Origin of the sequence: Rubrimonas sp. (assembly GCF_036788415.1) — a bacterium.
In the GTDB taxonomy this organism is placed as follows: domain Bacteria; phylum Pseudomonadota; class Alphaproteobacteria; order Rhodobacterales; family Rhodobacteraceae; genus Rubrimonas.
The window spans coordinates 1-12,461 of the sequence record NZ_DAIQNN010000081.1; the positions used below are offsets into that span (position 1 = coordinate 1).

The window sequence follows — 12,461 nt, forward strand, 5'->3', positions numbered from 1 at the left end:
CCGGAGGAGTTCGCGGCCGACGCCGGCTATCGCGCCGCCTCCGCCGCAGGGCTAGACATCGCCGTGCTCGGCAATCACGAGTTCGACCGCGGCGCCGAGATGCTGCGGATCGGCGTCGAGCGGGACGCCGCCTTCCCGATCCTCTCGGCCAACATCCACGGCTCCGCGCACATGCGCCGCGACCGCGACTACCACGCGGCGGCGATCCTCGAGGCCAAGGGGCTGCGGATCGGCGTGATCGGCCTGACCACCTCCGTCGATACCCGCGTCGGGACCGAGGCCGACCCCGGCCTCGCAGTGGCGAGCCCGGTCGCGGCGCTCGAGAACGTGACGCCCGCAGTCTCGGCGGTCTCCGACGTCGTCGTGATCCTGTCCCATTGCGGCTACGGCGCCGGCGCGCATCAGAGCGGTCGCGCCGCCTTCGCCCGCCGCATCGACGACGGCGACTTCGCGCTGGCGGAGCGCGCGGGCGCGCTGACCGACAAGCCCGTGGTGCTGATCGGCGGCCACACCCACACGACGCTGAACGAGCGCGGCCTCGACCCCGACAACGTCCTGAACGGCGTGCTGATCGCGCAGGCCTCCGCGAACGGCCGCCACCTCGGCGACGTCGCCATGTCGATCTCCGCCGAGAACGGGCGGCGGGGCTGGTTCACCAATGTGTCGCTGCACGCCACCAAGCGTCGCGACGACCGTCTGAAGCCCGGCGACGCAGGCTATGAGGCCGCCGAGAAGGACGAGGATTACGACGCGGGCTTCGAGGCCGAGGTGATCGCGCCGATGATCGCGGCGCTCGACGCGAAGCTGGCCGAGACCATCGGCGAAGTCGTCGACCCGGAGGGGCTGCTGTCGCGCGAGCGCACCATCGCCGACCGCTACATTGGCGAGACGGCGCTCGCGAACTTCATGAACGACGCGCTGGTCGCGCGGTCCGCCACTTTCCCCAACGGCGCGGTGGACCTCGCGCTCTTCAACGCCACGGGACTTGCGGCGGGCGTCGAAGAAGGGCCGTTGAGTTTCCGCGCGTGGTTCGACGTGATGCCCTACGCCGATCAGGTCCATGTGGCCGCGATCACCGGCCGGCAGCTTCAGGAGATGCTCGACAGCAACGCCAAGCGCGTGCTGAGGCCCGAGGAATTGGCTGAAGCCGACCTGAACGGGTTTGTCTCCCGCGGCTTCCTGCACTTCTCGAGCGGCCTGCGCTATGCGATCGCTCTGGGCGCCTCTGCGGCCGACGCCCGCGCCGTCGACGTCGAGGTGCTGGGCCGGCCGCTCGCCGAGCAGCTCGACCGGACCTTCACGCTCGCGATCAACAGCTACATCCAGCTCGGCGGCTTCGGAGAGGCGTGGAACGGGGCGCCGATCTTGGGCGGGGCGCCCGGCGAGATTCCGGGCCTCGACATTCGCGGCTGGAGCTACAACCACACCGGCCTCGTCTACCGCAACGAGATCATCGCCCAGATCCGCGCGCTCGGCGCCGTGTCGCCCGACACCGGGATCGCGCTCGACGGACGGCTGCGGGTCGTCTGAGGTCGTCGGCTGACGGCCACGGCGGGGCAAGGCGCGCGAGGCGCCGTCGATCATCCCGGCCTGACGGGATTTCCGTCCGTTTCGCGCGGGGATCCGGTCAGTCTTTCAGAGGGACTGCGGCGAGAAGCGGCCAGGCGGCCTCCCCCAGCGCCAGCATCGCCGCGCCGGGCTGGTTGTGATCAAGGCCGCGGAGCGCCCGCAGCCGGGCGATCTCCATGCGCCAGTCGCCCCCCCCTGTGCGCGCCAGATGCAGGGCGACGGCGACGACCGAACGGCTGCGCCCGCCCCGGCAATGCACCAGCAGGCCCCCGGGGCGGTGGTCGGGATAGCTCGGCTTGCCCGGCGCGGCCTGCGCCCGCATCCCCGAGATGGCCAGCGCCGCCGCGACGAGATGGACCGGCGCGTCGCCCGGCCCGTCGATCAGCCCGATCTTGGCGCGGCGCAGGACCGTCCCGTCCGGAAGCGTCAGCGGCGGGACGTCGGCGTTCACGGCGAGGTTGAGCGTCTGGGCGATCCCGCGCCGGGCCAGCGTCTCCGCGTCGCAGGCGGCGGCGAGATTGCCCAGCCACAGCCCCGCCGCGACGGGGACGATCGCCGGACGCGCGTCCTCGCGCGCTTCCCGTTCAAGGTCTTCGTCCATCCTGTGGCCTTTCGCACGGTCCGGCGTCTGGGTAGCCCCGGGTAGCCAGCGCAGGCAAGAGCGCGCGCGTGTCATAAATCCTTGCCTTTCCGGTACGACCGCGCGCCCGGAAACTGGCGCGCATGAAGTTCGACGCCGCCGCACCGACAGCGCCGCCCGCTGCGCCGCCCGCGCGCCTGCAGGCGCTGCGCTGGCGCGCGCGGCTCGCGCTGCGCGATCCGGCCACGCTCGCGGCGGTCGCGCTGTCGCTGGTCTTCGCCTGGCTGATCGTCGCGCCGGTCGTCTCGATGCTGGCCGAGGCGGTCCGCGTGCAGTTCCCCGACGCCCGCCGCATCGGCGCCGATCCGGGGTCTTTCACGACCTATTACGTCGAGCGGGCGCTCATCTCACGCGTCGCCGACCCGCTCTTCTGGACGCCGCTGCGCAACACGCTGGCGGTGGCGCTGGCGGGGATGGCGCTGGCGCTGGCGCTGGGCGGCGTGCTCGCCTGGCTGCTCGCGCGCTCCGACATGGGCGGCCGGCGCTGGTTCGCCTCGGCGCTGATCGTCCCATATATCCTCCCTGGCTGGACCTTCGCGCTGGCCTGGACGACGCTTTTCAAGAACCGCTCGACCGGCGGGCATCAGGGCTGGTTCGAGGGGCTCGGTTTCTCCCCGCCCGACTGGCTCGCCTATGGCGGCCTGCCCATCGCCATCGTCATGGGGCTGCACTACGCGCCCTTCGTGATCCTTCTGGTCGGCGGCGCCCTGCGCAACATGGACGCCCAGCTCGAGGAGCAGGCGCGGGTGCTCGGCGCGACGCAGGCGCAGGCGGCGCGGCGCATCGCGCTGCCGCTGATGCGGCCGGCGCTCGTCTCGGCGGCGATCCTCGTCTTCGCCGAGTGCATCGGCGATTTCGGCGTGCCCTATGTGCTGGGTCTGCCGGTCAATTTCGACGTGCTGTCGACGTCGCTCTATCGCAGCGTCGGCTCCCGGCAGACCGGGATGGCGGCGGTGATCGCGGCGGCGATCCTGCTGCTCGGCGCGGCCTCGCTCGCCATCGACCTGTGGCTCTTGCGCGAGGCGCGGCGCTTCGCCGTGATCGGCGCCAAGGGCGCGATCGACCGTCCGGCGGGGCTCGGGGCGTGGCGCTGGCCGGCGGCGGGGCTGGCGGGGGCTGTGGTCGCGGCGGGCGTGGCGATCCCGCTCGGCGTGCTGACGCTCTCGACGCTGATGCGCGCGCCCGGGAATTTCGCGGCGTCGAACTTCACGCTGGACTATTGGATCGGGAGCGGGCTCGACACGGTGGGTCTGCCGCAGGGGCTGCTGATCAGCGGCGAGTTCTGGGCGGCCGCGTGGAACACGCTGCGCATCGTCGGGACGGCGGCGCTGCTCGCGGGCCTGCTGGGGCTGATGGTCGGCCACGCCGCCACGCGCACGCCGGTCCGTTGGCTCGGCGGCTTCCTGCGGCAGGTGACGTTCCTGCCCTATCTGGTTCCCGGCGTCGCCTTCGCCTTCGCCTATCTCACCCTGTTCGCCGTTCCGCGCGGGCCGATCCCCGCGCTCTACGGCACGACGCTCCTGCTGGTGCTGGCGCTCGTCGCCGATCAGATGCCCTTCGCCTCGCGCGCCGGGATCAGCGCGATGATGCAGCTCGGACGCGCGCCCGAGGAGGCCGCGCAAGTGCTCGGCGCGGGGTTCTGGAGCCGGATGCGGCGGATCGTGCTCCCGATCCAGCGCCGGGCGCTCTTCACCGCCGTGCTGCTGCCCTTCATCTCCGGCGCCAAGAACCTCACGCTGTTCGCGCTGCTCGCCGTGCCGGGGCTCGACGTGCTGACGACCTTCTCGCTGCGGCTGGTGGACTACAACTATCTGCAGGCGGCCAACGGCGTGGTGCTGACGATCGCGCTGATCAGCTTCGCCGGCGCGCTGCTCGGCCAGCGCCTGCTCGGGGTGGACCTCGCCGCGGGGCTGGGCCGATGAGCGCCGGGGCCTCGCTGTCCGGCGTGGTCAAGCGCTATGGCGAGGCCGTGGCGGTGGACGGCGTCGATCTCGACGTCGCGCCGGGGGATTTCCTCTGTCTTCTGGGGCCGTCGGGCTGCGGCAAGACGACCGTTCTGCGGATGATCGCCGGGCTCGAAGCGCCGAGCGCGGGGCGCATCGCCATCGGCGGGCGCGTCATGGCCGATCCGGAAGCGGGCGCGTTCGTCCCGGCCGAAGGGCGCGACCTTGGGCTCGTCTTCCAGAACTACGCGCTGTGGCCGCATCTGACCGTGCGCCGCAACGTCGATTTCGGGCTGCGGTTGCGCGGCGCACCGCCCGCGACGCGCGACGCGGAAGCCGAGGCGGCGATGCGGCTGCTGGGCGTGGCGGAGCTCGCCGGGCGCTACCCCTCGCAGCTCTCGGGCGGCCAGCAGCAGCGCGTGGCGATCGCCCGAACGCTCGCCGTCAGGCCGCGGATGCTGCTGCTCGACGAACCGCTGTCCAATCTCGACGCGCGACTGCGGCTGGAGATGCGCGCCGAACTCAAGCGCCTGCACGCGGCCACCGGGGCGACGGTCATCTTCGTCACCCACGACCAGTGGGAGGCGATGACGCTGGCCTCCACCATCGCCGTGATGCGCGCGGGCCGGATCGAGCAGGTCGGCCCGCCCGAGGCGATTTACGACCGCCCCGCCACCCGCTTCGTCGCCGAGTTCGTCGGCGCCCCGCCCATCAACATGGCGGCGCTCGACGGCCCCTCGGCGCTGGCCGCGGCGATGCGCCCGCACGCGCCGGAAGCTACCGCCGAGATCGGCCTGCGCCCCGAGGCGCTGCGGCTCGGCCCCGGCCCCGTCGCGCTTCAGGCGCGCGTCGAGGGCGTGTTGCCGACCGGCGGGGCATGGATCGTCGAACTCGGCTGCGCCGGCGGCCCGCTCTTCCACCTCGCCCATCAGCGCCCCGACGCCGCGGCGGGCGCGATGGTCCCCGTCTCCTTCGATCCGGCCGCCGCGCACTGCTTCGACGCGTCCGGCCGGCGCCTGCCCGCGCCTGTCCCCCACCCCCCGCACACGGAGATGCTTCATGCGACATGACCTCACCCGCCGCGCCGCGCTGGCGCTCGCCGCCGCCGCCCTCGCGCTTCCCGCCGCGGCGAGCGACTTCGACCTCGACGCGCTGATCGAGGCCGCGAAGGCCGAGCCGCCGATCACGGTCTATGACAGCACCAGCAAGATCAAGGGGATGGCCGAAGCCTTCACCGCCAAATACGGCGTGCAGGCGACGGGCCAGAAAGTCTCGGCCGACGATCAGGTCGAGCTGGTCCTGCGCGAGGCGCAGGCCGGCGCCGTCCGCGGCGACGTGGTGATCCTCGGCGACGCGCCGGCGGGCGTGCTCGAGCTCATCCCGCAGGGCGCGATGGAGAGCTGGCTGCCGCCCGACCTCGCCGACAGGATCCCCGCGCAGTTCCAGAACCCGCTGGTCCCCAACAACTCGCCGGTGGTCTGGGCGTTCAACACCGGCGCTGCGGAAACCTGCCCCTTCGGCAATGTCTGGGAGCTGACCGAGCCCGAATTCCGCGGTCGGGTCGCGCTGCAGGATCCGCTCAAGCGCGGCGAGCTGGTCGACTTCTTCAACCAGATGGAGACGCATGGCGACGCGACGATGGCCGCCGCCTTCCAGGCCCGCTACGGCGAAGCCTTCGACGCCTCGCAAGGCTCGGCGACGGCGGCCTGGGTGGCCAGGCTCGCCGCCAACGCGCCGCTGCTCACCGAAAGCGACCAGGCGATCGCCGACGCAGTCGGCGCCCCCGGCCAGACCGAGAGCTTCGTCGGGATCGTCTCGACGGCGAAGTTCCGCGACAACGCCGCCAAGGGCTACCAGCTCGGCTTCTGCGCCGACGCCGAACCCTTCGCCGGCTTCGCCAACCCCAAGCTCGCCCTGATCGCGACCGGCACCAAGAGCCCCAACGCCGCGAAGCTGTTCGTCCGTTACGTGATGACCCCCGAGGGCATCGCGCCGCAGACCGAGGACGGCAAGATGCCGACTCATCTCGACGCCGCGCTCCCCGCAGACGAGCCCTCGGGCGTCGGCGGCGCGGTGGACCGGGTGTTCTTCTTCAACGCCGCCACCGCCGCCGACGATTTCGACCGGCGGCAGGACTGGCAGGACCTCTGGCGCCTGAGCTACGCGCGCTGAGCGCCGCGTCGCCAACTGGCGCACGGGCGCGGCGGCGCAAATCCGCCGCGCCCTCGCATTTTTTCTCCGTCTAGCCAGGAAAGCCCGCTCATGAACACCGACTCCGTCTCCCGCCGTCACGCGCTGGCCGGCCTCGCCGGCGGCGCGGCCCTGCTCGCCGCCCCCGGCGTGCTGCGCGCTCAGACGAAGACCGTCGCGGTCTACACCGCCTTCGTCGATGCGGTGAACGCTCTGGCCCCCGCTTTCACCGCCGCGACCGGCTTCACCCTCGAGACCGTCGCAGCCGGCTCGGGCGAGCTGATCGCACGCGTCAGGGCCGAGGCCGCGCGCCCGCTCGGCGACTGCGTGATCTCGATCGGCGGCGAGGGGATCGACGCCAACTCCGAGGCGTTCGAGGCCTACGCCCCCGCCGGGATCGACGCCGTGCGCGCGGACATCAAGGTCAGCGACATCTGGTCGCCGTTCTCGGTCACGGTGCCGGCGGTGCTGTGCGTCAACGCCGACCTCGTGTCCGAGGCCGAGACGCCGACCGCATGGGCTGATCTCGCCGATCCGAAGTGGAAGGACCGCGCGGCCTACGCCGGGGCCGACAAGTCCGGCTCGGCGCTGATCCAGATGCTGCAGATCGTGCACACCGCCCCGAGCGACGAGGCCGGCTGGGCGCTGTTCGAAGCGATGTTCCCGAACTTCATCGTCACGGGCAGCTCGGGTGCGGTGCCGCGCGGCGTGGCTGGCGGGGAATACGCCGTCGGCCTGACGCTGGAGGACAGCGCCCAGCGCTTCATCGACGGCGGCGCGCCGATGCGCACGGTCTACCCGACCGAGGGCGTGGCCCTGTCGGCCGACGCCATGGCGCTGATCAAGGGCGGGCCGAACCCCGAGGGCGCGCGGGCGCTGCTCGACTACGTCGTCTCGCCCGAGGGGCAGGCGCTGATCGTCGGCAATTTCGGCCGCCGACCGATCCGCGACGACGTCGCCGCGCCGGCGAACGTGCCGCCGGCGACCGAGCTGCCCGTGAACAACCCCGATCCCGCGTGGGTCCGCGCCGCGACGCCAAAATACCGCGAGCTCTATCTCGCGCTCGCCCGGGCCTGAGGCCCGCGTGGACGACGCCATGCCGGCGACGCGGACGGAGGCGGAGGCCCAAGGGATCGCCGCCTCTCACCTGCGCATCGAGGCGCTCTCGCGGGCCTTCGCCGACCATCGCGCGCTCGACCGCATCGACCTCGCCGTGCGGCGGGGCGAGTTGCTGACGCTGCTCGGCCCATCGGGCTGCGGCAAGACCACGCTGTTGCGCTGCGTCGCCGGCTTCGTCGCGCAGGACGCCGGACGCATCCTCCTCAACGGGCGCGCCATCGACGCGGCGCCGCCGCACCGGCGCAACTTCGGCATGGTGTTCCAGAACTACGCCGTGTTTCCCCACCTTTCGGTGGCCGAGAACGTCGCCTACGGCCTGCGCGCGCGCGGCGTCGCCGCGGCCGAGCGCGCGACGCGGGTGGCGCGGGCGCTGGGCCGGGTCCAGCTCGACCATCTGGCGCACCGCTTCCCCGACGCCCTGTCCGGCGGTCAAAAGCAGCGGGTGGGCATCGCCCGCGCGCTGGTGATCGAGCCCGACCTGCTGCTGATGGACGAGCCGCTGTCCAACCTCGACGCCAAGCTGCGCATCGAAATGCGCCAGGAGATCCGGCTGATGCAGCGCGAGCTCGGCATCACCACTCTCTACGTCACGCATGACCAGGAGGAGGCGATGTCGATCTCCGACCGCATGGCGGTGCTGCAGGGCGGCGCCATCCAGCAGATCGACAGGCCGGAGGCGATCTTCGAGGAGCCCGCCAACGCCTTCGTCGCCGACTTCGTGGGCGGCTGCAACTGGCTGGAGGCCGAGGTCGAAGGCGCATGTCTTCGTCTGCCGGGCGGGGAGGTGTTGCCGCTCGACCGTGCCGTCGCCGCGCAGGGGCCGGTGCGGCTCGGCGTGCGGGCCGAGGATCTGCGTCCGGCTCCCGGCGCCGCGCCAGGCTTCGCCGTGCGCGTCCTCGTCCGCTCCTATCTCGGGCCGCGGACGCGACTGAAGGTCGAACATCGCGCCAGCGGCGCGCGGCTCGACGTCGAACTCCCCTCCGGGCCGGACCTGCCGAGCGACGGCGAGACGATCCGCCTCGGGGTGGCGCCGGGGCGGGCGCGGCTGTTCGCGCGCGAGAACGGGCGGCGGCTGGCGTGACCGTGGCCGCTCTGGGGTCGGAGCGGAGCCTTCGGCGCGCATCGCTGCGGCGCTGGGCCGGCGACCCCTGGACGCTGGTCGCCCTGGGCGCGCTCGCATTCCTGCTGATCTTCGTCGCGCTGCCGCTGGCGGAGTTGGCGCGGCAGGCCTTCACCGGCCAGCGCAGCGGCGCCTTGGGGTTCGAGAACTTCGCCAGCTTCTTCGGCGCCGGCTTCTTCCGCCGCGCGCTCGCCAACAGCCTCGTCACCGGAGCGCTGGCGACGGCGCTGGCGCTGCTCGTCGGCCTGCCGCTGGCTTTCGTCTTCGCCCGCTACGCCTTCCCGGCCAAGCGCTGGATCGAGGTGGCGGTCCTCCTGTCGATGCTGTCGCCGCCCTTCGTCGGGGCCTACGCCTGGATCATCCTGTTCGGTCGATCGGGTTTCGTGACGCTGGCGGCGCGGGACGCGGGCATCGCGTTGCCGACGATCTACGGTCCCTACGGGATCGCGCTCGCCTCGGCTTTCAGCCTGTTCCCGCTGGTTTTCCTCGTGGTGCGCGCCGCCCTCATGCGCGTGGACCCGGCGCTGGAGGAGGCCGCCGCGAGCCTCGGTCGCCCACCCTTGCGGGTGACGCTGGGCGTGACGCTGCCGCTGGCGCTGCCGGCCGTCGTGACTGCGGCGCTGCTGGTCTTTCTCGGCGCGATCTCGGACTTCGGCACGCCGGCGATCCTCGGCGAGGGCGACCGCTATCCCGTGCTCGCGACGCTGGCCTACTCGCTCTTTGTCTCCGAGGTCGGAGGCGAGACCGGCATGGCCGCGACCACCTGCATGCTGCTGGTGGCCATCGCCTTCGCGCTGGTGCTGCTCGCGCGGCTGCTGGCGGCGCGGCGCGCGGTCGCCACCGACGTCGGCTCGCGCCGCGCGCCGGCGTCGCTGCCGGGATGGCGCGGGCGGGCCATGGCCGTCAGCGTCGCGGCGCTGGTCGCGGTCACCAACCTGCCGCTGGTCGTGATCCTCGTCTCCTCGGTGCTCCAGGTGCGCGGCGTGGTGTTCCAGCCGGTGCTGACGCTGGACAACTATGCGAGGGCCTGGGCGATCATCGGCGGCGCGCTGAGCAACAGCCTGATGTTCGCGGGCGTCGCGCTGGTGGTCACTGTGGTCGCCGGCGCCGCGCTCGGCTACTTCGTCACGCGCCGATCGGGCCCCCTCGCCCGCGCCATCGATTTGCTGGTCATGATCCCGTACGTCGTGCCGGGCACCGTGCTGGGCATCGGCTACGCGCAGGTGTTCAGCGGCCCGCCGCTCTTTCTGACGGGCACGGCGACGATCATCGGGCTGGTCTACGTCGTGCGGCGGTTGCCCTACATGACGCGGGCGGCGGCGTCCTCGGTGTTCCAGATCGACGCGAGCCTCGAGGACGCCTCGCAGAACCTGGGCATGCACCCCGCGCGCGGCTTCGCGCGGGTCATGGTCCCGCTCATGCGCCCGGCCATTCTCGCCGGCGCCGCCATCGCCTGGGTAGAAATCCTCAACGAACTGTCGGCGTCGATCGTGCTGTACACCGGCGCGACGCGCACCTTGCCGATCGCGGCATATCAGCAGTCGCTCGGCGGCGACGTCGGCATCGCGGCGGCCTACGCGGCGATGCTCGTCGGCGTGACGGTCGCCGCGCTCGTCCTTTTCGCGCTGGCCGGCGGCATGCGCGAGGAGCGGCTCGACGCGGCGCCTTGAGAGCGGCTGCGCCCGCGCAGAGCAGCGCTCTGGCGTCCGCGGCACGGTTTCGGCGCTGGCTCTCGGAGATCCCGGAATCGAGCTGGGTCGGGCGATTCATCATGGCGGTCGGCGGCGCTGCCGGCCCCGGACGATCGTCGACGCCTCGAACACGGCGAGCGTCGACATCCTCCAGCCGGATTTGCGCCGCGTCAGGAAACCGTTTACCGGGCCCCCTGCGAAAATCTCCCTAAGACAGCATCTTGACGGAAGGGTCGCGGAGATCGATGCAGCCCATCATCGGGGCGGCGCTGAGGCGATGCGGCGGAATGTCAGGATAGGCTTCGGGTTCCGCATTCATTTATCGAAGAAATCCAAGGCTCGCCCCATGCGCGGAATCGGACAGGCCCGGCATCGAAAGGGTCGACTCGGGCGCTCTGCGCCACGAATGCGCCGCGTTATCGCCAAAAGCGATGCGCATCGGCGCCGAGTGTCGTAAAGGCTCCACATGATCGCGGCAAAACGGCGGGGCGGGGGCGGCGTCGAGCCGGCGACGCGACTTACCGAGCGAGATGCGAGCGCCATGGCCGACACCACGCGAAGCGACGAGGCGAAGCCGGCCAGGGGCGCCCCCGCCGAAGTGTTCGCGGCGTTCCTAAAGCTCGGCCTCACCAGCTTCGGGGGGCCGATCGCCCATCTGGGCTATTTCCGCGACGAGCTCGTGACCCGCCGGGGGTGGCTGTCGGACGCCGCCTACGCCGATCTGGTCGCGCTGTGCCAGTTTCTGCCCGGCCCGGCGTCGAGCCAGGTGGGGTTCGCGCTGGGCATGATGCGCGCCGGCTGGCTCGGGGCGCTCGCCGCCTTCACGGCCTTCACGGCGCCCTCGGCGCTGGCGTTGGCGATCTTCGCGGCGACGGCCGCATCCATCGGCGACCCGCTCGGGACCGGCGCTCTGCACGGGCTGAAGATCGTCGCGGTCGCCATCGTGGCTCAGGCGGTCTGGGGGATGGCCCGCGCCCTCTGCCCCGACCGCGAGCGGGCGAGCATCGCGGTCGGGGCGGTCGCGATGCTGGCCGTGCTGCCGGGCGCGTTCGGCATGCTCGGCGCGATCGCGCTGGGCGCAATGGCCGGCCTCGCGCTCGGGCGCGGCGCGGCGACGCCCGTCGGCGGGCATGTCGCGATGCCGGTGACGCCCGCGCAGGCGGCGGCGGCGCTCGCCCTGTTCGTCGGGCTTCTTTTCGCGCTGCCGCTTCTGGCAGGGGCGTCGCAGACGCTCGCGATGATCGACAGCTTCTACCGCGCCGGCGCGCTCGTGTTCGGCGGCGGCCATGTCGTGCTGCCACTGCTGCAGGCCGAGGTCGTGACGCCGGGCTGGGTGAGCGAAGATGCGTTTCTCGCGGGCTACGGCGCCGCGCAGGCCGTGCCCGGACCGCTCTTCACCTTCGCCGCCTATCTCGGCGCCGCGCTCGGCCCCGAGCCGAACGGCGCGGCGGGCGCGGCGCTGGCGCTGATCGCCGTGTTCCTGCCCGGCTTTCTGATCCTGATCGGCGTGCTGCCGTTCTGGGACCGCTTTCGCGCGGCGCCGCAGGCGCAGTCGGCCATGCAGGGCGCCAACGCGGCCGTCGTCGGCATACTCGGCGCGGCGCTCCATGCGCCGGTGTTCACGAGCGCCGTCGGCGACATGCGCGACTTCGCGCTGGCGCTCGCCTGTTTCGTCGCGCTGACGGCGTGGAAGGCCCCGCCATGGTTGGTCGTGGTCTTCGCGGCCGCCGGCGGCGCGGCGCTCGCGATGGCCGGTTGAGGCTCAGCGGAAGCCGAGCGGCGATCCGCGACCTCGCCGCGACCTCGCCGCGAGCGCGACGTCGGGAGCCTCGGCCGTCATGCGCAGCGCTTGGAGATCGCGTCGCGCCACCAGCCCTCGATGCCGCACTGCGCCGCCAGCAGGTTCGCGCGCCGCGCCCGCCGCAGCGCGAGGCGGCCTGCTGCGAGAGGCTGCCGGCGTCGGAGTGCGGGGTGGTCGCGCGGTCTGCGAGGATCTCCTCGACGCGGTCGAGGCGCGCGCCGGCCGCCAAGGCCGCCTCGCCGATGCCCGCTCCCGCTGCGACTTCGTTGTACTCGGCGAACTCGGCTATTGGTACCGTCTACGAACGCCTTCGCTAAGACGAGCGCGTGAATGGAGAGCCGCTGTTCTGGCTTCAATACGCGATTGCCATGGCCGAGGCGCCTCGGCT

The 12,461-nt window shown here is 72.4% G+C and carries 9 protein-coding genes and 1 pseudogene; 9 read left to right on the plus strand and 1 reads right to left on the minus strand.

What is annotated here, in order from left to right:
- Nucleotides 1-1,530: bifunctional metallophosphatase/5'-nucleotidase (locus V7Q31_RS14590; RefSeq protein WP_333834593.1), on the plus strand; the 1,530-nt coding region annotated here is incomplete at its 5' end.
- 97 nt (nucleotides 1,531-1,627) lie between these two features.
- On the opposite strand, the gene V7Q31_RS14595 is transcribed toward V7Q31_RS14590, so the two are convergent.
- Nucleotides 1,628-2,170: a protein phosphatase gene (locus V7Q31_RS14595; protein ID WP_333834594.1), complete on the minus strand. Its 543-nt coding sequence runs from the start codon at nucleotides 2,168-2,170 to the stop codon at nucleotides 1,628-1,630.
- Between the two features lie 122 nt (nucleotides 2,171-2,292).
- Between V7Q31_RS14595 and V7Q31_RS14600 the strand changes: the two genes are divergently transcribed.
- The 8 genes and pseudogenes from V7Q31_RS14600 to V7Q31_RS14635 form a co-directional block, all read left to right on the plus strand.
- Nucleotides 2,293-4,131, plus strand: a complete 1,839-nt coding sequence (locus V7Q31_RS14600) for an ABC transporter permease (RefSeq protein ID WP_333834595.1) — start codon at nucleotides 2,293-2,295, stop codon at nucleotides 4,129-4,131.
- Nucleotides 4,128-5,222 (plus strand): ABC transporter ATP-binding protein, encoded by a 1,095-nt coding sequence (locus V7Q31_RS14605; protein ID WP_333834596.1) that lies wholly within the window; start codon nucleotides 4,128-4,130, stop codon nucleotides 5,220-5,222. Before V7Q31_RS14600 ends, V7Q31_RS14605 begins: the two co-directional genes overlap by 4 nt.
- Nucleotides 5,212-6,324 carry an ABC transporter substrate-binding protein gene (locus tag V7Q31_RS14610; protein WP_333834597.1) on the plus strand — a complete coding sequence of 371 codons (1,113 nt, stop codon included), beginning with the start codon at nucleotides 5,212-5,214 and terminating at the stop codon, nucleotides 6,322-6,324. Before V7Q31_RS14605 ends, V7Q31_RS14610 begins: the two co-directional genes overlap by 11 nt.
- A gap of 90 nt (nucleotides 6,325-6,414) precedes the next feature.
- Entirely contained in the window at nucleotides 6,415-7,419 is a 1,005-nt protein-coding gene (locus V7Q31_RS14615) for an extracellular solute-binding protein (protein WP_333834598.1), read from the plus strand.
- 7 nt (nucleotides 7,420-7,426) lie between these two features.
- The gene (locus V7Q31_RS14620; protein WP_333834599.1) at nucleotides 7,427-8,542 is read left to right on the plus strand and encodes an ABC transporter ATP-binding protein; all 1,116 of its coding nucleotides are present in this window, start codon (nucleotides 7,427-7,429) and stop codon (nucleotides 8,540-8,542) included.
- Complete coding sequence (locus tag V7Q31_RS14625; protein WP_333834600.1) at nucleotides 8,539-10,251, plus strand: ABC transporter permease; 1,713 nt, start codon at nucleotides 8,539-8,541, stop codon at nucleotides 10,249-10,251. Before V7Q31_RS14620 ends, V7Q31_RS14625 begins: the two co-directional genes overlap by 4 nt.
- Nucleotides 10,252-10,813: 562 nt before the next feature.
- Nucleotides 10,814-12,031 (plus strand): chromate efflux transporter, encoded by a 1,218-nt coding sequence (chrA, locus tag V7Q31_RS14630; RefSeq protein WP_333834601.1) that lies wholly within the window; start codon nucleotides 10,814-10,816, stop codon nucleotides 12,029-12,031.
- A 211-nt stretch (nucleotides 12,032-12,242) separates the two neighbouring features.
- Nucleotides 12,243-12,362: pseudogene (locus tag V7Q31_RS14635) on the plus strand (ATPase); the annotation flags it as partial.
- Nucleotides 12,363-12,461 lie beyond the last annotated feature (99 nt).